Source organism: Chryseobacterium capnotolerans (genome assembly GCF_021278965.1).
In the GTDB taxonomy this organism is placed as follows: Bacteria; Bacteroidota; Bacteroidia; order Flavobacteriales; family Weeksellaceae; genus Chryseobacterium; species Chryseobacterium capnotolerans.
In genome coordinates this window covers 4,202,079-4,223,654 of the sequence record NZ_CP065589.1, presented here as the reverse complement: position 1 = coordinate 4,223,654, position 21,576 = coordinate 4,202,079, and the positions used below count along the sequence as shown (strand labels likewise).

Annotated in this window: 18 protein-coding genes and 2 pseudogenes; 6 read left to right on the top strand and 14 right to left on the bottom strand. The window is 34.7% G+C overall.

The window, feature by feature from the left end:
- Positions 1-300 precede the first annotated feature (300 nt).
- Positions 301-3,440 (bottom strand): annotated as a pseudogene (locus tag H5J24_RS26260) (UvrD-helicase domain-containing protein).
- A 183-nt stretch (positions 3,441-3,623) separates the two neighbouring features.
- Between H5J24_RS26260 and H5J24_RS20290 the strand changes: the two are divergent.
- The 4 genes from H5J24_RS20290 to H5J24_RS20275 all read left to right on the top strand — a co-directional run bounded on the left by H5J24_RS20290 (position 3,624) and on the right by H5J24_RS20275 (position 6,893).
- Positions 3,624-4,370: a carboxypeptidase-like regulatory domain-containing protein gene (locus H5J24_RS20290; RefSeq protein WP_068938795.1), complete on the top strand. Its 747-nt coding sequence runs from the start codon at positions 3,624-3,626 to the stop codon at positions 4,368-4,370.
- A gap of 3 nt (positions 4,371-4,373) precedes the next feature.
- Positions 4,374-5,183 carry a peptidase associated/transthyretin-like domain-containing protein gene (locus tag H5J24_RS20285; RefSeq protein ID WP_068938796.1) on the top strand — a complete coding sequence of 270 codons (810 nt, stop codon included), beginning with the start codon at positions 4,374-4,376 and terminating at the stop codon, positions 5,181-5,183.
- Positions 5,184-5,294: 111 nt separating this feature from the next.
- Positions 5,295-6,026, top strand: a complete 732-nt coding sequence (locus H5J24_RS20280) for a carboxypeptidase-like regulatory domain-containing protein (protein ID WP_228407542.1) — start codon at positions 5,295-5,297, stop codon at positions 6,024-6,026.
- Positions 6,027-6,158: 132 nt separating this feature from the next.
- Positions 6,159-6,893 carry an SIMPL domain-containing protein gene (locus tag H5J24_RS20275; protein WP_068938797.1) on the top strand — a complete coding sequence of 245 codons (735 nt, stop codon included), beginning with the start codon at positions 6,159-6,161 and terminating at the stop codon, positions 6,891-6,893.
- A 129-nt stretch (positions 6,894-7,022) separates the two neighbouring features.
- Here H5J24_RS20275 and H5J24_RS20270 read toward each other — a convergent pair whose 3' ends face one another.
- Genes H5J24_RS20270 through H5J24_RS20250 form a run of 5 tightly spaced genes read right to left on the bottom strand, consistent with a single transcriptional unit; the run spans position 7,023 to position 11,925 of the window.
- Positions 7,023-7,535 (bottom strand): GNAT family N-acetyltransferase, encoded by a 513-nt coding sequence (locus H5J24_RS20270; RefSeq protein WP_068938798.1) that lies wholly within the window; start codon positions 7,533-7,535, stop codon positions 7,023-7,025.
- Positions 7,536-7,537: 2 nt separating this feature from the next.
- The gene (locus H5J24_RS20265) at positions 7,538-7,759 is read right to left on the bottom strand and encodes a PspC family transcriptional regulator (protein ID WP_047494723.1); all 222 of its coding nucleotides are present in this window, start codon (positions 7,757-7,759) and stop codon (positions 7,538-7,540) included.
- Between the two features lies 1 nt (position 7,760).
- Entirely contained in the window at positions 7,761-9,020 is a 1,260-nt protein-coding gene (locus tag H5J24_RS20260; RefSeq protein WP_068938800.1) for a DUF2851 family protein, read from the bottom strand.
- 27 nt (positions 9,021-9,047) lie between these two features.
- Positions 9,048-10,196, bottom strand: coding sequence for an N-acetyl-alpha-D-glucosaminyl L-malate synthase BshA (gene bshA / locus H5J24_RS20255; protein WP_068938803.1), 1,149 nt, complete (start codon positions 10,194-10,196; stop codon positions 9,048-9,050).
- Positions 10,197-10,221: 25 nt separating this feature from the next.
- Entirely contained in the window at positions 10,222-11,925 is a 1,704-nt protein-coding gene (locus H5J24_RS20250; RefSeq protein WP_068938805.1) for a glycoside hydrolase family 3 protein, read from the bottom strand.
- 116 nt (positions 11,926-12,041) lie between these two features.
- Here H5J24_RS20250 and H5J24_RS20245 point away from each other — a divergent pair, with 116 nt between their 5' ends.
- Entirely contained in the window at positions 12,042-12,593 is a 552-nt protein-coding gene (locus H5J24_RS20245; protein WP_068938808.1) for a hypothetical protein, read from the top strand.
- A gap of 293 nt (positions 12,594-12,886) precedes the next feature.
- Here H5J24_RS20245 and ribA read toward each other — a convergent pair whose 3' ends face one another.
- From ribA to H5J24_RS20205, 8 genes and pseudogenes are all read right to left on the bottom strand, one after another.
- Positions 12,887-13,483 carry a GTP cyclohydrolase II gene (gene ribA, locus H5J24_RS20240; protein ID WP_068938810.1) on the bottom strand — a complete coding sequence of 199 codons (597 nt, stop codon included), beginning with the start codon at positions 13,481-13,483 and terminating at the stop codon, positions 12,887-12,889.
- 17 nt (positions 13,484-13,500) lie between these two features.
- Positions 13,501-13,959 (bottom strand): hypothetical protein, encoded by a 459-nt coding sequence (locus H5J24_RS20235; protein WP_068938813.1) that lies wholly within the window; start codon positions 13,957-13,959, stop codon positions 13,501-13,503.
- Positions 13,956-14,570, bottom strand: a complete 615-nt coding sequence (locus H5J24_RS20230; RefSeq protein WP_068938815.1) for a DUF4254 domain-containing protein — start codon at positions 14,568-14,570, stop codon at positions 13,956-13,958. Before H5J24_RS20230 ends, H5J24_RS20235 begins: the two co-directional genes overlap by 4 nt.
- Positions 14,571-14,585: 15 nt before the next feature.
- Positions 14,586-14,795 (bottom strand): twin-arginine translocase TatA/TatE family subunit, encoded by a 210-nt coding sequence (locus H5J24_RS20225; RefSeq protein WP_068938817.1) that lies wholly within the window; start codon positions 14,793-14,795, stop codon positions 14,586-14,588.
- A 31-nt stretch (positions 14,796-14,826) separates the two neighbouring features.
- Positions 14,827-16,388 (bottom strand): annotated as a pseudogene (locus tag H5J24_RS20220) (murein hydrolase activator EnvC family protein).
- Positions 16,385-17,230, bottom strand: coding sequence for a lipoprotein insertase outer membrane protein LolB1 (gene lolB1, locus H5J24_RS20215; RefSeq protein ID WP_068938821.1), 846 nt, complete (start codon positions 17,228-17,230; stop codon positions 16,385-16,387). The pseudogene H5J24_RS20220 and the gene lolB1 overlap by 4 nt, the downstream one beginning before the upstream one ends.
- A gap of 112 nt (positions 17,231-17,342) precedes the next feature.
- A complete protein-coding gene (locus tag H5J24_RS20210) occupies positions 17,343-18,359 on the bottom strand; it encodes a sugar phosphate nucleotidyltransferase (protein WP_068938822.1) in 1,017 nt (338 codons plus the stop codon).
- 149 nt (positions 18,360-18,508) lie between these two features.
- The gene (locus H5J24_RS20205) at positions 18,509-19,963 is read right to left on the bottom strand and encodes a lipopolysaccharide biosynthesis protein (RefSeq protein WP_068938824.1); all 1,455 of its coding nucleotides are present in this window, start codon (positions 19,961-19,963) and stop codon (positions 18,509-18,511) included.
- A 209-nt stretch (positions 19,964-20,172) separates the two neighbouring features.
- Between H5J24_RS20205 and H5J24_RS20200 the strand changes: the two genes are divergently transcribed.
- On the top strand, positions 20,173-21,510 hold the full coding sequence (locus H5J24_RS20200; protein WP_068938826.1) for a dihydroorotase: 1,338 nt from the start codon (positions 20,173-20,175) through the stop codon (positions 21,508-21,510).
- The last annotated feature ends 66 nt before the right edge of the window (positions 21,511-21,576 follow it).

The window sequence follows — 21,576 nt, the reverse complement described above, 5'->3', positions numbered from 1 at the left end:
AAATAAATTTTCATGGTTATATCATTAGTACTTGTGTTCGTTTTTAAGGGTAAAAATGATTTTACATTTTTCAGCAGTTTTTATGAGAGGAAAGATACAACTTAATCTATTGTTTGGCTACTCCAATGAGCATTATATTTTGGTTAAGAAACATGATCTCATCATTCTGAACAATATATATTATGTTTTTGATTCAAATGTAGGATCGTATAGCCATTGTGGAGGGAATAAATTACAATCCTTTTATCGTCAGGAATAGGCTGTATTATGAATAAAAAAATATGACGAAACAGAAGGAATCTACAGGTAAATGATCTGAGTTTTCAGCACTTTTTTACCCAATCTTTCCAGAATATTTTTATACCCTTCTACCTGTTCCTCATCCTTTCCTTTTTCTTCACCGGTTTTAAAATCAACGATGATATAGCCATCTTCACCTTTAAGAATACGGTCAGGTCTTGAGATATGGCTTTCACCATTTTCAGAGATCATAATATCCTTTTCATTGATCACTTCCCATTTTTCATCAAAGAATTCAGCATGTGTTTTGACAATTTCCTGTAAGGTGATCTGTATTTCATTTTTCTCTTCCAAAGTAATCTGACCTTCCAACGCATAGCCTTCCAGAACTTTGTTAATATCTTTTTCAGTATTGATTTTAGATAAAAGCTCATGTACGAAAAGCCCGATCCTTACTTTCTCGTTCCGAACCTGATAGTTTTTGGATGGAGTGGCAATTTTGATCGAAGTACTTTTTTCATTTACATTTTTCAGATTCTGGATATTTTGGGTCTTAAAAGATGATGTCTTCGTCTTTGAATGTTTTTTCAACATTTCAGGTTTCACTTCATACAGGTCAAATGAATCCAGATTTTCAGTATTTTTGGTCTGAATAAATTCTAACAGCTCCAGGTTATTTGAGGTTTTATTAGCCTTCTGCAGATAGAAAAACAATTGTTCAACGGGTCTTGTTGTCGCTACATACTGTAAACACAATCTGTCAATCAGATTTTTGTAAGAATTCTTTTTATTGAATTTTTGAATTTCCTCATCATAGACTTCAAGATTCTTATTGAATTGATTAATATTGACCGATTTTAGAGCATCACTTTCATTGGTCTCAAACCAGTTGGTAAATTCACTATCCCGGTTTTTGTTCATCATAGGAATAAAAACGATAGGGAACTCCAGCCCTTTAGATTTGTGAATCGTCATGATCTGAATGGCATCAATATTTTCTGAAGCCTGAATGGTGTAAGAAGAAGCTTCTTCATCCCAGTATTTTAAAAACTCCTTAGTACTTGCTCCTGCATTTTGTGTAAAATTGAAAAGCATTTCCAAAAAGTTCAGAAGGAAGTCTGTTTCCTTATTTTCCACTGAAAATTCATTGATATAATACTCTATAAAATTATAAAGATTAAATCTCGGGAAATGATCCTGTCTTAATTGCAATGAGTACTTCTGTTGGATAAACTGAAGTATTTCCTCATGACCTTCAATATTCAGGATTTCCTTCATTTCAAGTGTGAAATCCGCCATCTGAATTTTTCCTAATGTATTCAGGTAATACATCATCATAATCAGGCAAGGCTTATTCTTCGGATTGATTTCCCATCTTAAAAACTCAATAACAGCTTTCAATGTATTGGAAAGCTCCAAGGTAAGCCCTTTATCAGAGATCGTTTTAATATTAGTTTCTTCGCCTTGGTAATTGACCTTTAAATTTCCCAGCTTTTGAGAATAACTGAAAATATCAAAATTTCCGCGGCAAAGAATGGTAATATCAGAAAACTTAAAGCCATTGTCTAGAGACTCCTGAATATCTTTCCGCATGCTTTCTGAGGTGTCATCATAAAACTCTTCGTTGGTAAGGTTTTCGATTAGATTTACTTTTACCCGTCCGTCAATCTTCGATTTTGGAGTTTGTTCGGCGTCCGTCCCGAATATATTTTTATGCTCCTCTTCCAGTTCCAGAGAATGGTACTGATAGAGCTCATTATTGAACTGTACAATATTTCTTGCACTTCTCCAGTTGTCTTTAAGAACAAGAAGATCGGCTTCTTTAGGAGAAAACTCTTTTTGTTGATGATATCCAGCATCAGCTTACTTTCCCCGCCACGGAACCTGTAGATACTCTGTTTAGGATCTCCTACTAAAGTAAAAGACGTATATTCTGTGGAAACACTATGATCTCTTAGCGGCACAAAGTTTTGCCACTGTAATTCTGAAGTATCCTGAAACTCATCAAAGAAGTAATGCTGAAACTGCGCTCCTACTTTTTCATAAATAAAGGCTGATGGCTCATTTTTAAGATTTTCATTGATAAGAATATTAAACTTTGAAAGAAGAACAAGGTCATTTTCTTCCTCAATCTTTTTAAGTTCATCCTGTATATCCTTATTGACCTTTAAAGGAAGCAGAGCGGATAAAACTTTCTCCTTCTTTTGGGTCTCAATGTACAGGATAATTAGTTTCATTCTGTTTTCAATAAGCTGATCCAGAATTTCAAAAATTTCAGATTCCTTATGTTTAGATTTTGAAGAAGCTCCCTTTCTGTAATTATTGATGACAGATTCTTCCTGTGTTGTAGGAAAAGGAAAACCAGGTCTTTTCTGTTGGTAAAAATCAATAACTTTGGTAAAGAAGCCACCGATTCCATTTTTTCCCTGAGCAAAATCTTCAATCTCAATATTCCGGGATTTGAATAATTCAATAGAGCTGGCTGCAAGTTCTGCGGCCTGTTTTTTATTCAGAACAATCTCTTTACGAAGTCCGTTTTTGATATTTTCATAATTGGTATCATCAAAGCTCTGGTTGCTTTTCAAATGCTCATAGTGAATATCTTTTACAAACTCTTTGGCAGAATCATAAAGGCTTTTATTAAGATTGATTCTTTCATTGTTTTCAAGGCTGTAATCCACGTAATCCATGAAAGAATTAGAGATGTTTTCATTCTCGCCAATCTGATCCAGCATTTTATCCACCGCTTCAATCAGAAAAGGTTCTGCTTCAATTTCCAGATTGAAATTTTTTGCCAGTCCCAATTCATAAGAAAAGCTTCTTACCAATCTTGAATTAAAACGGTCAATTGTTCCGATATTTAAAGTAGAGTAATTATGAAGAATATGATCCAGCAGTCTTTTTGAACGATGATGCAGCTCATCAATCGTAATTTTTAATCCCTGTTCTTCAAAAGCTTTCTGAATATTTTTAAGATCAGGATTCTCAGCGTAATTACCAGCTGAAAAATTTCCAAGCCAGGACAAAATTCTTTCTTTCATCTCATTAGCTGCCTTGTTCGTAAAGGTCAGAGCCAGAATATTCCTGATCGATTGCTGTTGATTAGGATATCTGAGACAGATCATCAGAAGCCGTTGAACCAGAGCATAAGTTTTCCCGGATCCGGCTGAAGCATTGATGACTGTATAAGAATTTTGCATTATTAAAAGAGAATTGAGACTGCAAGTTAGCTAAAATTTAAAAGAAAATTTAACAATTCGATCCGGCTATTTAACAGTTTGGGGGGCAAAAGGCTGCTAGAAATACTAAAAGGCGTTAATGGTGGTTAAACCTTATGTTCTAATTTAAAAATAATTTTAGCTTTGCTTTATAAAAAATAACCTGTGAAATCCAAACTACTCTTTTTTTTATTCCTTATCGTATTCATTCATTCCAATGCTCAAAGCTATATCTTCGGAAAGATAATTTCTGAGAGTGGTGCAGAGATACAAGATGTCACTGTAGTTAATGTCCGGACTGATGAAATGGTGTTCTCAAACGGGGATGGACATTTCATGATTTCCGGAAGAGTAGGAGATGAATTACGATTTATAAAAGCTGGGTATGACAGAGTAGTGAAAAATGTATCTCAGGAAAATATACAGTCTCCTATGAATATCAGTCTTATTCGTTCAACCATTCAGATTCCTGAAGTGGAAGTTAAGCAGGGACTTACCGGAAATTTAAAAATAGACTCAAGAAGCTATAATAAACCTAAAAAGGTCCAAAAGCTGGAGACTGAGATTAAACAGTATATTGCACAAAAATCGGATCCGAGGATCCTTGCCGCCAAACCTGGAGAATTTGTACAACCGAAAGGAGAAGGGTTTTCTATAGGGAAAGTTAAAGATAAATGGGATGATATTGATTTGATGAATTATATCCGGACAAGTCTTGGGGATGATTATTTTATCAATCTTAAAATAGAGAAACCATTAATAGATCATTTTATTTCCTATGTTTTAGCAGGTGGTTTTGAAAGGAAAAAAATCCTGAAATATGGATTTTGTAGTGATGCAGACCTTTATAGGTTTCAACGTTTTGTCCTGACAAGGATATCTTCTTATCGAGCTCCACAGACTCAAAAATAAGGTATGGAGAACCTATTTAAAACCAGTCTGTATATTATCCTGTCTCTTATATCAGGGATATTGTTATCACAGCAAAAAATAACAGGACGTGTTACTGACAATAGTAATGCTAATATTAATCCGGTACTCATCATTAATGTTTCGAAAAATATATCTGTACTCACTGATTCTTCGGGGAAATTTGTGATAGATGCTAATGAAAATGATGAAATAAGATCTGTAAAAGAAGGATTTTATCGTGCCAGTAAGAAGGTCTCAAAAGAAGACTTCAATACTCCTGTACTGATGATTCTTCAAAAAGCCGAAATTCAGATTCCGGAAGTTAAAATTGCTTTTAAACCTACGGGAAATCTGGAAAAGGATAGCAAACGTCTTAGCGAGTCTCAAAAACTAAGGTCTTTAAAATCAGATATGTCAAAATATATGAAAAGTCCTTTAACTGAGCCTTTACCTGATAAAACCATTTCCAAAACCTTTACTGGTCACGATTTTAATGCAGGACAAGTGGATGTTTTGGGTGTCATCGGTAAAGCGATTAATCTGTTTACTAATGCCAGCAAGCCTAAAATTACAAAAGCAAATTATATTGAATTCCAGGATTTCATGATACAGCTTAAAAATGAAGTAAATTTAGACTTCCTGAGAAAATATGGAATGGAAGATGAACAGATTGATACATTTTTACTGTATGCAGAAGAAACAAGATACCTATCAAAAAAATTCAGGAAAGATTTTAATAAAGATGTACTAAGATTTGAACTAGAAGTGGCTTTTGCTGAATATCGTAAATTAAACAAGCTTGATGCCAGATAAAATTTGGTATTTTTAAACATTAAAGAACAATTGAATTGCAATATCAAAAATATTATAAATGCTTATTGGAGAAAAAGCTTTTTTTTCCTTGTTATACTGTGCAGTAATCTTTTGCTTTCCCAGCAGACAGTAAGCGGGAGAATTATTGATGACAGCGGAGAAAGTTTAAGTGCTGTAATCATTGTTAATATGTCTACGGATAAAAAAGTATATTCCAATTCACAGGGGATGTTTTCCATTGAGGCTAATCCTAACGATGAACTGAGATTTGTAAAAGAAGATTTCAGTAGAGTTTCAAGAAAAGTTCTTATGGATGGTATTAATGCTCAATTGCTGGTAACACTTTTTCAGATTCCCAAAGATGTAGGAGAAGTGAAAATCGTAAAAAAGCTATCCGGTGATCTCAATCAGGATTCCAGGATCGTAGCCAAAGTGGATAAGGGCGAACAGGTACAACAAGCAGTAGGTCTTCCACAACCCGTTGGAAAGATGCGGGAAAAACCGGCAGAAGTGAAAAGTGTTCTTTTACCTATATTATTAGGAAACCTGAATGTGCAGGGAGTATATGATCTCGTCAGTGGAAAAGCCAGAAAGCAAAAAAGACAATACCGATATGATGACCTTCAGGAGCATATTGTCTGGGTAAGGGATAGGATAGATGATGATTATTTTGTCAAAGCCGGAATACCTGCTGATAAGATTTCTGAGTTTATAGAATTTTCATTTGGAGCTAAACCCCAGGTTCGTACGTATGTGAAAGCCCGAAATTTATCAGGGGTTATGCTGAGAATGGAAGAAGTCATTCCTCTTTTTATTGAACGGCTAAATAATAGTCATAAATAAGGTTCTATTTTTTGACTTTTTAATATCCATTTAATTTTCATCCAGTGTTTTCATTTGTGTTAAGAAAATCTTAAAATATTGGAATGGAAATTGCTGCAATAAACTCATAATCAAATCAAATTCACATATTTTATGAATAAAAATATTATTGCAGTTGCAGTAGGCGCTTTAGGATTTGTTCTTGGCCTTGGTTTTTTGGGCAATGCAATCAAAAACAGAAATAAATCTGAAAATACCATTTCCGTAACAGGGTTAGGCTCCAAACAGTTTACTTCTGATCTCATTACTTGGTCAGGAAGCTTTTCTAAAAATAATTCTGACCTGAAATCAGCTTATGATGAATTGGCTATGGATAGAAAAGTGATCAATGATTATCTGATATCAAAAGGAATAAAACAGAATGAGATTGTATTTTCATCTGTAGACATTCAAAAGCAATTCAGAAGTTATAATGACTCTAATGGGAATTATGTACAAGGAGAATTTTCAGGATACAATCTTTCCCAAAATGTATCTATTGAAAGCAAAGAAGTAGGCAAAATTGAAAACCTTTCCAGAAACATTACTGAAATTATCAATCGTGGAATTGAGTTCACTTCTTCTTCACCTTCCTATTTTTACACCAAATTGGCAACTGTAAAGCAGGAAATGATTGCAAGCGCAACAAAAGATGCTAAAGAAAGAGCTGAAAAAATTGCAGAAAATTCAGGAAGCAGCTTAGGGAATCTTAAAAAAGCTACGATGGGAGTCATCCAGATTACAGCCCCGAATTCAAACGAAGATTATTCCTATGGCGGAACATTCAACACTTCTTCCAAGGAGAAAGAAGCCAGTATTACCATAAAGTTGGAGTACGAAGTGAATTAGGTAATTGTTTGATGCTTTATACTTAAAATAAAGCACAAACACCTGTGAAAATCTGTGATGAAATCCCTTATCTCATTAAGCTTTCAATTTCAATAAAAATAAACGCCGGAAATACTCCGGCGTTTTATATTAAGGATAAACAATATCGCAAATTTCAGTTTTAAGCTCCTCCACATTTTCAGGAGAATAATTAGCCAGCAGCCATAGGTTTAAAGATTGTTTCCCTTCTCCATAACTTGGCTGTACATAAGTAGTGTCAATCTGCTCGAAATTATTTCTCTGATAGAAAGAATAGCGTCTTTTAGCATCTTCATTCAGATCTTCAGGTTCAATTTCAAGGATAATTCTTGCATAATTTTCCAATAAATGCTGCATAATATGAGAGCCTAGCTTTTTACTTCTGAAAGCCTCAAACACCTCAAAATGTTCTACAAAAACAAACGAACTCAGTTCCCATAAGATGAGGTATCCTATAGCTTCAGACTCATGTACTATAGACATGAAACGTACTTTTGGATTTGAAAATAAATCCAGAAACTGTTGATGATCTCTTTGCTCGTCTATAGGAAAAGTGCTGATATAAGAAGAATAGATTTCCTGAATTCTATGATCTTCAGCAGAAGTAATTGGTAAAAATTCCATAATTATAAATCAAAGACACTGGGTCTTCTGGTGATAAAAATATCTTTAATCCACAAAGTAAATGCCAAACCCAGATAAATCAGAAAGAAAAAACCGGCAGTAGCAAAAGTAGAGTAGATGAAGAAAACTCTTAATTTGGATACTGGAATTCCGAGCTTAGCCCCTGTTCTTGTCAGTACACCAAACCATTCTCTTTCCATTTTATGACGGATATTACTCAGCATTTCAAGATTCTTTTAAAAGTTTAAATCCAATACTGCAAGTTAAGCAATTTTTTTCTTCACATGAATTTTTATAGTGATAAATAAGGCTCTGGCTTTCCAGGGCATTGTTGACAGACACTCCAAGGTTTTTCCAGTTTTGGATAACCGAGTTTTTTTCCGCATGAATATTTTGGTAGAACTCTAGGATTTTATCTGCAATTTCTTCACTGTGATATTTATGGTAAGTATACTGTAAGGGAAGAATAGTATTTAGAATGATGAGATCAATAAAATCCTTACTCAGGGTTTTAGGTTGTACTTTTGATATAGTTCCAAAATTAAAATGACAGTCCCAGTACTCAGAAGCTTTTACAGTTTTGAATAGATTATACAATTCTTCAGTGTTTTCGGCATCCATAACTTTTGAAAATAAATTTTGATGCTTATAAAGATCTGTAAGCTGCGACAAACGAATTGTAGGGAAATTAGGAGGTCGTAATCTTAAAAATTTAGGATGAAACAGGAGATCCGGCAGTTTAAACTTCGCTTTCAGAAAATCAAATTCCCGCTTCCATATTTTCATCTGGCCGTCTTCGGGAGTAATGAGCCATCCTGAAATTCCAAACAATAATGCTTCCAATTGCAATGGATTTTGGCGAATCTTATTGACAATACTATAATCAATACTTTCCGCAATCTGTCTGAAAATATGAGCGTTTACTTTTAATCCAAAAGAATAAGCAAGGCTGTGGAATAAAACTGCTTCAAAATTATTTTTATGGAAAGCTAGACTTTGCTCTAGTTCAATAGATTTTTCTTCCAGTTTTTTCAGAATATTTCCTTCGTGAAAATGGACAGGAATTTTATCTTTGTTAAAAATGTTTTCACAGGCAATAAACTGATTACCATTCACTAACCTTTCGTATTTCCATACTATATTTTCGTCAATATAATGCTTCAGTTCAAGAGTAGGAACCTTCTGATCAGTAAGTTTGCTAATTTCAGTATCATGTTGAAAAACCACATGAAGAATAATGTTCTGGTAATTGGGATCCTGAGAATGATTATGAAAAATCCAGTCCGAGGAACGTACATGTAGTTCTATATTTCCGGCGAGAACCACACCGTTGATTTTAATTTTAGAATCCAAAAAATCCGGTCCGGCATCTTTGTTCCATTTCCCGAATTGTAGAATTTCAACAGAATTTCCTTCAATATCCTTGAAGTCAAAATATTTGAAAACTTTATAGTTCCAAAGATATTGAAGTAATTTTTCCGTCATAGTGTGACGATAAATATAATAGAAATATTATACTTTCGTCAACTCCTTTTTAAAATTTTCTATCGTTGTTCTATACATTTTCTCATAGATAGGAAGAATGTTTTTCAAATCGAATTTTATAGCCTGTTCTTTAGCATTTTCTTTCATTTTGGTTAAAAGTTCTTCATTGCTCAACAGTTTGATTGTATAGTTGCTCATTGCTTCTACATTTCCGATTTCTGCTAAATATCCCGTTTCTCCCTGAATATTTACCTCTGGAATCCCTCCTGCATTTGAACTGATAACCGGAGTATAAGCTGCCATTGCTTCCAAGGCTGCCAAACCAAAGCTTTCCTGCTCTGATGGGAGTAAAAATACATCAGAAAGTTGTAAGATTTTATAAAGATCATTCACTTTTCCTAAAAGACGGATTTTTGAAATAAGATCCGGGTTTTCTTCAAGGAATTGGTTGACTTTTTCCATATCCGGACCCTCACCTATGATAATAAGTTTGGATTTTACCTTTTTCTCAACATTTTTAAAGATCTGTAATACCTCATCCACACGTTTTACAGGACGGAGGTTCGATACGTGGATCAATATTTTTTCATCAGGATTCGCAAATTGGGTTCTCTGACATTCTGTACAATCATCAAATTCAGAATTATCAATAAAGTTGGTAATCACCTGGATTTCTTTTTTGATATTGAAAAATTGAAGAGTATCTTTTTTCAGGCTTTCAGAAACCGAAGTAATAGCATCTGATTTGTTGATGGAAAATTCTACTGCATGTTTATAACTTGGATGTTGCCCTACAAGAGTAATATCTGTACCGTGCAATGTTGTTACCAGGGGAATATCATTATTGTCTTCCTGAAGCATCTGCTTAGCTGTAAATGCCGCATATGCGTAAGGAATGGCATAATGAGCGTGCAGCAGATCCAGTTTATAGAGATTGACAACCCTGTAGATCATAGAGCTTAACGCAATATCATAAGGTTGGTATTGGAACAGCGGATACGTCTGAACATTTACCCTGTGAAAGAAAATATTTGGATTGGTAATGTCTAATCTTGCAGGAAGCGCAGAGCTGATGAAGTGTACTTCATATCCTTTATTGGCAAGAGACATTCCCAGTTCTGTTGCTACAATTCCGCTTCCACCATAGGTAGGATAGCAAAGTATGCCTATTTTCATTAGATTATTGTTGTTTTGATGTTGTTTATTTAGTATTTGTTGGAGAAACAGGATTAAGGTCTATACCCATTCCCGGCTTCAGCTGATCGTTGACCAATACAGGAAGTCTGCCCCAGATTTTTGTTTTTCCGTTTAAAGCATCTGCCGTTGCATTCATTGAATCATCATTATTTTCATAAGATACCAGAACTGTTGAAACTTTAGATAAATCAATGTCTTTTAATGCATAGGCGCTTCCGAATACATTGAGAATTACATTCTGATTTTTAGTAAGGTCAGCAAGTACTTTCTTAGATTCCGAAGATATTTTATAGGGCTTATAAGCTGTTGAATTATCTTTATGGAACCCTATAATTACTGTAGATCCGGCTGGAATCGTATTGATGTCACCTGCCTTCTTGATAATGATGTTTGATCCCATTCTATTCGCAAACGTCTGGTAAGGAGCTTCCTCTAAAGGAACATAATATGTCTGTTTTCCAGATAAAGGAAGCAATTTTTTTTCATCCTTTAATAACGTTAGTGCATTGGAATAAAGATTTTGAACCAAAGTTTTATGAGAATCATTATTCAGATCAGCATTGATATTTTCCGGATTTTTTGGAATGTATTGAGTAAGTCCCAGGAAATATTTTGTTAATAAAATTTTCTTGACACTTTCCTCTACTCTGGATTGAGGGATTTCCTTGCTGTCAATAGCTTTCTGAATCAGTTTTTTCCCTTCAGAAACTCCCTGAGAGAAAAGCATAATGTCATTTCCAGCCTTAAATGCCATTGCATCCAGTTCTCCAGGTTTATATTTGTTGGCTACAGCACCCATATTTAGTGCATCTGTAATAATTAACCCTTTATAACCAAGTTTATCTTTTAATAAACCAGTGATGATATTCTTAGAAACAGACGCCGGGATACCTTTTCCGGATTCTAAACTTGGAACATATAAATGTGCGACCATAACGCCACCAATCCCTTTATCCATTAAAGCTTTAAATGGAGCAAGCTCTGTTGAGTTTAGCCTTTCCATATTATGGGAAACCACTGGTAGATCAAGGTGTGAATCCGTACTGGTATCACCGTGGCCGGGGAAATGTTTAATAGCTGCTAATATATTGTTGTCCTGAAGCCCGTTAGAATAGGATAGGGCTGAATTAATAACATTATCCACTTCAGAACCGAAGCTTCTGTTCCCGATAATAGGATTGTTTGGGTTCGTATTTACATCCACTACCGGAGCAAAATCCCAATTAATTCCCATTCTGTGACAGTCTTCAGCAATTTTTGCTGACATCTGATACACTAAATTCTTATCCTGAATAGCTCCCAGTGTCATAGCCCATGGGAATTTATGTGCTGTTGCAATTCTCTGAAATAAACCCCATTCAGCATCCATACCAATCATCAAAGGAATTTTGGATTTTTGCTGGAATTCATTCACCAGGTTAATTTCTCTTGCTGCATCATCCTGCATAAGGATTAAACCTCCAATTTTATCATTAGCAACAATATTTCTTACCTGATTGATATAGTCTTCTCCTTTATTGGTATAAAGAGCAACAATAAAAAGCTGTCCCAGTTTTTCATCTTGTGAAAGATTTTTATATGTTTTTTCAACCCATTGATGAGCCTTTTTCATGTCTTCTTTTGAAGTGTTTTGTGGCTGATACTGGGCATTAACCTTGGGACTAATCAATGCTGTAATAAAGAGTGAAGTATATAATAATTTCTTCATGACTTTTTGAATAAGAACAAAAATACAATTAAAAAAATTGACAAAAACAAAGATTTTGAAATTTTTGGTATATGATTTGAATACGCAATATAAATAATAACTAAACATTTATAGAAATGAAAAAAATTCTTCCAATTATATTATTAGCCGGTGTCGGATTTCTAGCATATAGCTGTGATAATAGTAATGATGATCCGGTTGTGGTAAATCCGGGAAAGGATAATGATACCTTTCCAATTATGATGGATGCTCCTGGATCATTTACAGCAGCAAACAACTATGCATTAACCGCAGATATTAGTATCGAAACTACTGATGTTGTGTTAGTATATAGAAGAGCGGGAAATGCATGGCAGCAAATTCCCAAAACAGTATATGTAGATCCGGCAACTTCTGTTTCACCAAGAAAATTTGATTATAATTTTGTTTTCAGTAATAAAGAAGTTCAGGTAAGAATTGATGATCAGAATTTTAACCTTGCAAGTATGTCTTCGGCTGAAGCAAATAATTACCTGAATAACCAAACTTTCAGAATTGTATTAGTGCCTGCTGATCCTGCGAAAAAGTCTGCAAAAACAAGCAACAGTGTTGATTTAAGTGATTATAATGCGGTAGTTAAGTATTATAACCTTGATGAGTCTAAGATCAAGACCATTAGCGCACACTAATTAAGAAATATCTTTTCAGTTTTTTATAATTAAAAAAAGCTTCGGGAGTTATCTTCCGGGGCTTTTGATTTTTAATAAAGGATGAATGAGAAGAGAATAGCAATGAGGTATAGTGTAATAAGAGTCAGATAAATCTATTTATAGATGATTTACTACGTAATAGATGGGCAAAAACCTATTTTTTAATAACTTCTAGTAGCTTTTATCAAAAGCTGATATTGATGGGGTATTAACATAAGGTATTAAAGCATAATAAAAAAGCTCCAGAATGGATTCTGAAGCTTTTATTTTATCTAGTTATCATTGTCATCAAGAAGATGTCCAAAGAAATCTTTTTTCGTCTGTAAATAGCCTTTACTAATTTCGTTGGCTGGTATCTGTAATGGAATCCTTGAATTGAGATGAACATTACTGTCTACCACGTATTTTACCTTTTCAGGATTATTGGTCAACAAATTAACATCTTTTACATTCAACAGGTTCAGAATGTCAATGGCCACCCCAAAGTTTCTGTCATCTGCAGGAAGTCCAAGTTCAAGATTAGCCTGTACTGTATCAAGTCCTTTTTCCTGTAATGAATAAGCCTTTAGTTTATTGATGATCCCAATATTACGACCTTCCTGACGAAGGTAAATAATGATACCGCCATTTTCGTGGATATATTTCATGGCTGCATCCAATTGCTGGCCGCATTCACATTTTTTTGAATGGAAAACTTCTCCGGTAATACATTCTGAATGGAAACGGACATTTACGGGTTTTGAAAAATCTGTATTGTCTGCGATGATAGCCATGTGAGGCATCCAGTCGTTTTCATTTTCGGAAAAAGCGATCATTCGGAAATTGCCGTGTTCTGTAGGAACATTGGCCTCCGCCTGAATTTTAATCATTGATAGTTCAATTAGTTTTAACTTCCTGGTAAAGCATCTTCAATCATAGAAATATTGGTTTTTAAACGAACCAAGTATCTGTTGAGAACTTCATCATCATCTTTGTCAAGGCCTTGTCTTTGCTTTTGAATTTTTTTGTATGATTTTTCGAAGCTTTTCAGTGCTCTACTTTTACCTGATGAATTATTGGCATCAATAGCATATAAATAATTCTGAAGGCTGTATTTCAAACTGGTAACTTCATCATTTAATCCGTTGTTTTTAAACTTAGGAAAAGTGGAGATAATATTTGAAATTTCAGAAGCATTTACGTTTTCCTTGATATTGATATTAAAACTCTTTTTAGAGCCTCTATCAGAATCAGAACCTTTTGTATCGCTATAAAAGTTATTTGACAACGGAGAAAGGTTAAGCTTTTCCGTTGCACAGGAAGATGTTAATATTAGTAATACTCCAAAAAAAACTAGTCTTTTCATTTTTGTTGCCCTTTTTGATAAAGGATTGGGTTAAGACTTTCATCATTATACATTTTCATTTGTTTGTATATTTTCATCTTAACATTACCGTTTTCAATATCAGCAAGCAACTGGTCTATAGAAGTTGATAGATCTTCCTTCTGAGTAAGCAGAACATCCAGTTTAGCCTGGCAATTATTTCTGTGCTCTACAGAAGCGGATTCTCTATTGGCTTCTAATGACATATGATAAACCTTTAAGGCAAGAATTGATAATCTGTCTACTGCCCAAGCGGGAGTTTCAGTATTTATCTTTGCTTCAGGTTTAGGAGTTATATTTTCAAACTTATTAAAGAACCAGCTATCAATATATTCTACCAGATCAGTTCTTTTCTGATTGGAAGCGTCTATTGTTCTCTTCAGTTGAAGTGCTTCAGCCGGGTCAATATTTTCATCTCTAATAATATCTTCCAGATGCCATTGAACGGTATCAATCCAGTTCTTTGCATACAAAATCCGTTCCAAACTGTCTTTTTCGAACGGGTTATTAATTAGAGTGTTAACGTCATCAGACACGTGATAGTCTTCAATAGATTGATTGAAGACTTTCCATGCAGTCTCAGTAAATTTCATTAATTCTAAGGAATTTTAGTTGCTTGAAGAAGATTTGTTTTCAGAAGACTTATTCTCAGAACCTGGTTTGTCTTCTTCTTTTACTGCATCTTTAAATTCTTTGATTCCTGAACCCACTCCTCTCATGAGTTCCGGAATTTTCTTCCCTCCAAAAAGCAATACTAATAGTATCGCTACGATAAGGATGTGTTGCCAAGATAAGGCAAGTATTGTTAGTGTATTCATCTCTTAAAATTTTTGTAAAGTTACACTTTTTTTAATATGAAATCCAACCTAGTGGATCAACTGGAGTACTTCCGTTCCATACTTGGAAATCAAGGGTATAAGCACCGTCGAAATCCTGTGCTACAGTTCCTACCGGAGTTCCTGCAGAAACCTGCTGTCCTTTGGAAACACTTACATTTCCTAAGTTGGAATAAATCGTAAAGTAGCTTCCATGCTTAATGATAACGGTTTTTGTTCCGTCATTATTAGCCAATACAGAAGATACTGATCCCGGATATACTGATTTTGCACGAGTACCTGATGGTACGGATAGTTTAATACCGTTATTCTCTTCAGTAATATTTTTGAAAACAGGATGTGGCTGTCTTCCGAAACGGTGAGTAATTTGCCCGGCTCTGTCTGCAGGATATCCTAATTTTCCTCTGCTTTCTGCGAAACTGCTTCCGGCTGTTGTTGTAACTCCATAGCTTGTCATTGCCTTAGATTCCGCCGCCTTTTTATCGTCTTCTTTTCTCTTGGCTAATGCTGCCTCTGCAGCTCTGGCTGCTGCTAATTTATCTGCGGCTGCTTTTGCATTAGCGGCTGCTTCATCAGATGCTTTTTTAGCGGCTACTTTTCTGGCTTCATCTCTTGCACTGGCTTCTGCTCTTGCAGCTTCTTCATTGCGTTTCTTTTCTTCTTCAGCTCTTTTAGCTGCTAATTCTGCTGCTCTTTTAGCTTCTGCTTCTGCTATTCTCCTTTCTCTTTCCAACGCTTCTGCTCTTGCTTTAGCTTCCGCTTCAATTCTTGCTTTCTCTCTTTCAGCAGCAAGTTTTGCTAGACGTATTTTTCTGCTTCCGCTTTTCTTCTGGCTTCTTCTTCTGCTTTTGCAATTCTGATCTCTTCTGCAATAATTGCTCTGATCTGTCCTTCAAGCGCCTTGGATTGAACTTGTTTTTGTTTCAATTCAGCAGTAAGCTTTGATTCGTTCTTTTTAAATTCAGCTACCAATTGCTCTTTCTGAGCTCTTTCCGTATTGATTGTCGCTAAATCCTTCTGTTGGTTTATCAAAAGGTTTTCTTTCTCTTTTACGGAGTTTTGTCTTTGTGTAATGGTTTTTTTGATCAGATTGGCTGCGTCAGTAATTTCTGCTGCTTTTTTATCCTGGTAATCAGAGTATTGTTTCAAGTACTGTACTCTTCGGATAGCTTCACCCATATTTTTAGCCGAAAGGATGAAGGTTACTTTGTTCTGTACCCCTTTGTTTTTATAAGCATTTACCAAGACTTCGGCATAGTTCTTTCTCAGAACTGCCAATTCCTTATTCTGGCGGTTGATCTCAAGCTGCTTCAGATAGATGTCATCTTCAATAAACCTCTTTTCTTTTTGAGTATTATTATAGACTTTTTCTCTTAAGACTAACTTTTGATTAACGCTGGTAAGATAGGCTATGGAAAGTTTAGATTCGCTTCTTGTTTTAGCTAAATCTGTATTTATTTGTGCAATTTGTTTTTTAAGTTCGGCATTCTGCTTCTGCAGCTGTTCTTTCTTCTGCTGTCCCTGGTGCAGTCCAAACATAAGAACACCTATTAAAAAGCTAAATTTTTTAATCATTTAATCTCAATTTTCTTATAACTGGATGGTACAGAATAAGGTGTTTCCATCCTCGAAAAGTCAAATTTCGTGTTTTCCAGTAAAATTTGACTAGATTTTGAGCCTTTTATAATTATTTTAACATTTTGCGGAAGTCGGATTCCGTTGTATTCATTCCAGTCACTGTAAGATATTTCTAATTCATCCGGAGATAAAACATCTTTTAAATTGACACTCAGTAAATCATAATTGGTGTCATATTGCAGGGCAATTTTGTATTCTCTGTTTTTTTCATCGGTTACAATTTTCTGATTGACATTAGAAACCATTTTGTAACCCCGTGCATTTTGTGTCAAAGTAAATTGAGAATCGCTGATTTTAACAAAGGTTCTTCCTAATAGAATTTTTTCCAGTGCTTTATAATCAATGAAATTAACATTCAGTAGGTTGTTAAGATAATCGAAATCAGAATCAATATAGGTTTTACTTGTTTTATCCTGTCCTTTTATTCCATCCGGAGTGGCAATCCCTCTTGCTACATTTAGAAAAAGGGCTCTCAGATTCATCCAAACCTTTTTGTCATTTTCAATATAAATAGTGGCATCTAAGGTTGGTATGAAACTCCCTGTTTCTACCCTAACTTTACTGTCTATCTTAATTTGTTCGAATTTTGGAGGGAGTAATACATGTTCGTAAAAGGTAAGTTTATCTCTTACCGGCTGGTTTACATCTTTTGGATTTTTGTTATCTTCTGCTGTTTTGATACTATCTCTGGTATTGCCTGTATCATTTTTTACGGCATTACGGGTTTTACAGGATGATAAAGTAAGAAGTATTAAAAGAAGTGGGATCCAATTTTTCATGTATTTATCTTTTTCAATTAAAAAAATACGGTGCAATATTAACGCCAAACCACACAAAATCTTTTGTGTGGTCTGACTTTATCTTATATAAATTAAAGAATTTTGATCTTAATTATTTAGATAGGAAATCTAAAACTGAATAATCTCCTAAGGAAATTTCTCTAGCCACTCCTACATATTGAGCAGAATTACCAATCATCGAATTGGAAAGGTTTCCATGGTTGATTTTTGTGTTTTCCTGAATCAAAGAGTTTTCAATGTTAGAATTTACAATGACTGTATTGTTTCCTAATGATACTCCAGGTCCTACTTTAGAATTAGATACCTTTACATTTTCTCCAATAAAGCACGGTGGAATGATCAATGAGTTTTCAATGACAGCAGAAGCCGGATAGTGGCTCATTTCTTCTTTTTCATATTCAAGAATCTTGCTGTTGGTTTCTACGGTAGCATTTTTGTTACCACAATCCATCCAGTCATTTACTTTCCCCAGTGTAAACTTAGCGCCTTTCGATCTTAAGTTTTCCAATGCAGTAGTTAATTGATATTCTCCACCATTTTTAATATCATTATCCATGATATAGTTGATCTCTTCCATCAGTTTTTCAGCACTGTTGAAGTAATAAATACCAATAATAGCAAGATCTGATACAAATGTTTTAGGCTTTTCAACAAAGTCTGTAATGAAACCATAATTATCCAGCTTTACAACTCCGAATGCAGAAGGGTCTTCTACACTCTTTACCCAGATTACTCCATCAGAGTTTTTATCCAACTGGAAATCTGCACGGAAAAGAGTATCAGCGAAAGCAATAACTACATCTCCTGTCATTGACTGCTCTGCACATTTGATAGCATGAGCAGTTCCAAGAGGATCGTTTTGATAATATATACTTCCTTTTGCTCCTAGTTTTTCGGCAATCTGAATAAGAGATCTTTCGATCTCAGGACCAAAGTCTCCAATGATAAAAGCTACCTCTTCGATTTTTTCACCTGCAACTTTAGCAATATCTTCCACCAACCTCTGTACGATAGGCTTTCCTGCAATAGGTATAAGTGGTTTTGGTACTGTCAGTGTATGTGGACGTAATCTGGAACCACGTCCAGCCATTGGAACAATAATTTTCATAGATGATATAACAATGTTTTTTTGTTTAAATGTAGTGTATTTTTGACTAAGTATAATAATTAAAATGCTTTTGAATAGTAATAGTTATCAGGCTTAGTGGTTTGTTTAATTTATTAAAGCTTAATAGTCATCAAAAGAGATACCAATTTTTAAGCTTTTTTAAGTATTTTAGATATTATTGCTTTTTCTTTAAAGGCTACAAGGCACAGGAATATGATAAGGAATAAATTTCCTACCAGGTAGTTGGTCCTGAATTCATAAAAAGACAGTAGTGAAAAAGTAATGGTAAAGGCAAGATACATTACTATTTTTCCTGTATTATAATGAATAGGATATTGCTTTTGCCCCCATATGTAGGAAATAACCATCATAGAGGTGAAGGTAATCAAAGCGGCTATAGCACTTGCCCAATATCCATATTGAGGAATGAACAGGAAGTTGATAAGAATAGTAATACATGCTCCGATAATTGAAATGTATAAGCCAACTCTTGTCTGGTCTGAAAGCTTATACCATATGGAAAGATTAAGATAAATCCCAAGGAACAGGGCTCCAAGCATTACAAAAGGAATAATTTTAATCCCTTCATAATAAAGAGGATTCCCAAGGTATTTTTCTGAGATCCATTGAAGGTTTACCATAAGACCCATATAAATCACACAGCTGCAAATGACAAAAACATCCATTAATACGGCATAGGTTTTATGAGAGTCTTTATTTTTGAAACTTGAGAAAAAATAAGGTTCAATACCCAATTGATAGGCCTGTCTGAAAACAGTAATAAAGGTAGCAATCTTATATACAGCACCATATACACCAATCTGGTGGCGGGCTTCTTCTTCAGGAAGCAAATATTTCAAAAACTGTCTGTCTAAAGTTTGGTTTACAATACCTGCCAGCCCGGCAATCATCACCGGCCATGAATAATTCATGATTTTCTTCCATAAGTTGAAATCAAATTTAGAAAAGCTGAAGCTGAAGAACTCTTTTCCCACAATTAAAAGAGTGATGATACTTTGTATAAGATTGGCAACAAAAACATACCCAATACCAAAATCAGGATTGTATTTAAAACCTAATATACCTTCAGGGTGCTTTGGAAGCCATTTTATGAAAAATAAAACCAATAAAAAATAGACGGATGAACCGGCTACTTTTGAGAGCATATACTTAAAAGGTTTACCCTGAAGTCTAAGAATTGCAGAGGGAATAGTGGCAAAAGCATCCAACGAAAGGATGAACAAAAAGATGACTAAAAAGTTTACCTGATCAGGAGTTTCAAAGGCTTGTGCCAGCTGATAGCGGAAAACATATCCTAAAATAAGATAAATAAGACCTATACTGATAATACTTACCGAACAGGTTGAAATCAATGTTTTCTTATCAATATTTTCTTCCTGTGCAAAACGGAAGAAAGAGGTTTCCATACCGTGGGTAAGCAGTACTGTAATTACTCCGGCAATAGAATACCAGTCTACAAAGGGAGATGAGGCTGCAGGTCCAAAAAATGATGTAACAATTGGAGCAATAATAAAAGGGAAAATTCGTACTAATACGGAACTTAACCCATATACTGCCGTCTGTCCAAATAATTTCTTATACAATTCGAAAAATTTTATGCAAATGTAAATATTTAGAAATTGATTTATTACGAGTGATATAAAAATTCATTCATAAACCTTAATTTTGCTTTTTAGAGATGTTAAAAGCAATATTTTATCAATGAATGATTGTATGTATTCATGAGCTCTAATTGATAAGTCTGCCTTTTATTAATCTTTATTTTTTAATCTAAATTTCTAAAAAAAGTAAAATGAAGACCTTAATCAAAAATGTAAACATCGTTAACGAAGGTAAAATCTTTGAAAGCGATATCTTAATAGAAAATGACCTAATTTCTAAAATTGCTTCTGGTATTTCTGAAGAAGCAGATCAGATAATTGATGGCACGGGAAAATATCTTCTTCCGGGTGTTATTGACGATCAGGTACATTTCCGTGATCCGGGCCTTACCCACAAAGGAGATATTGAGACTGAATCAAAAGCAGCCATTGCTGGTGGAACAACCAGTTTTATCGATCAGCCTAATACCGTTCCCAATGCTGTTACCCAGGAATTATTAGCTGACAAATACGAAATAGCTTCCCAGAAAGCTTATGCAAACTATGGCTTTATGATGGGAGGAACCAATGATAATCTTGAGGAAGTTCTGAAAACAAACCCGAGAAATGTTCCTGGAATTAAATTGTTCCTTGGCTCATCTACGGGAAATATGCTGGTAGATAATCCGGAGACTTTGGAAAACATCTTTAGCAATACAAAAATGCTGATCGCTGTTCATTGTGAAGACGAAGCTACCATCAGAGCCAATACTCAAAAGTACTTAGATGAATATGGAGAAGATATTCCGGTGAAATTCCATCATTTAATCCGAAGTGAGGAAGCTTGTTATAAATCGTCTTCAAAAGCTATTGAATTGGCTAAGAAAACAGGAGCAAGACTTCACGTTTTTCATCTTTCAACAGCTAAGGAAATGGAATTATTCAGAAATGATATTCCACTAAAAGATAAAAAGATTACTGCTGAGGTATGTGTTCATCATCTTACCTTTACGAATGAGGACTACGAAACAAAAGGTGGTCTTATCAAGTGGAATCCTGCGGTAAAAACTCAAAAAGATAAAGACGCCCTTTGGGAAGCCTTGCTGGATGACAGAATTGATGTGATTGCAACAGATCATGCACCTCATACTGCCGAGGAAAAGAATAATGTATATACAAAATGTCCTTCGGGAGCACCATTAGTTCAACATTCACTGGTTGTGATGCTGGAGAATTATAAAAACGGCAAAATCTCTTTAGAAAAGATTGTTGAAAAAATGAGCCACAATCCGGCAATTCTTTTCAGAGTAGAAAAGAGAGGGTTTGTAAAAGAAGGATATAAAGCAGATCTTGTTTTGGTAGACTTAAATGCTGATTGGACGGTGTCCAAAGATAATTTATTATACAAATGCGGCTGGAGCCCGCTGGAAGGTATGAACTTCCATTCTAAAGTGACACATACTTTTGTCAATGGGCATCTTGTGTATGATAATGGAAAGATTGCAGAGGAGAAATTTGGAGAGAGATTGCTTTTTGAAGTGAAAGAGTAATTTAAGATAAAAATTCAATAGAAGTGGGCCATTATCCTGAGCGTAGGCGAAGGAAGCCCGCTTTTT

Coding starts and splice junctions, on each gene's coding strand:
- H5J24_RS20285 (WP_068938796.1), top strand. CDS start 4,374: ATGGAGAACCTATTTAAAACCAGTCTGTATATTATCCTGTCTCTTATA.
- H5J24_RS20275 (WP_068938797.1), top strand. CDS start 6,159: ATGAATAAAAATATTATTGCAGTTGCAGTAGGCGCTTTAGGATTTGTT.
- H5J24_RS20270 (WP_068938798.1), bottom strand. CDS start 7,535: ATGGAATTTTTACCAATTACTTCTGCTGAAGATCATAGAATTCAGGAA.
- H5J24_RS20265 (WP_047494723.1), bottom strand. CDS start 7,759: ATGCTGAGTAATATCCGTCATAAAATGGAAAGAGAATGGTTTGGTGTA.
- H5J24_RS20260 (WP_068938800.1), bottom strand. CDS start 9,020: ATGACGGAAAAATTACTTCAATATCTTTGGAACTATAAAGTTTTCAAA.
- bshA (WP_068938803.1), bottom strand. CDS start 10,196: ATGAAAATAGGCATACTTTGCTATCCTACCTATGGTGGAAGCGGAATT.
- H5J24_RS20250 (WP_068938805.1), bottom strand. CDS start 11,925: ATGAAGAAATTATTATATACTTCACTCTTTATTACAGCATTGATTAGT.
- H5J24_RS20245 (WP_068938808.1), top strand. CDS start 12,042: ATGAAAAAAATTCTTCCAATTATATTATTAGCCGGTGTCGGATTTCTA.
- ribA (WP_068938810.1), bottom strand. CDS start 13,483: ATGATTAAAATTCAGGCGGAGGCCAATGTTCCTACAGAACACGGCAAT.
- H5J24_RS20235 (WP_068938813.1), bottom strand. CDS start 13,959: ATGAAAAGACTAGTTTTTTTTGGAGTATTACTAATATTAACATCTTCC.
- H5J24_RS20230 (WP_068938815.1), bottom strand. CDS start 14,570: ATGAAATTTACTGAGACTGCATGGAAAGTCTTCAATCAATCTATTGAA.
- H5J24_RS20225 (WP_068938817.1), bottom strand. CDS start 14,795: ATGAATACACTAACAATACTTGCCTTATCTTGGCAACACATCCTTATC.
- lolB1 (WP_068938821.1), bottom strand. CDS start 17,230: ATGAAAAATTGGATCCCACTTCTTTTAATACTTCTTACTTTATCATCC.
- H5J24_RS20210 (WP_068938822.1), bottom strand. CDS start 18,359: ATGAAAATTATTGTTCCAATGGCTGGACGTGGTTCCAGATTACGTCCA.
- H5J24_RS20200 (WP_068938826.1), top strand. CDS start 20,173: ATGAAGACCTTAATCAAAAATGTAAACATCGTTAACGAAGGTAAAATC.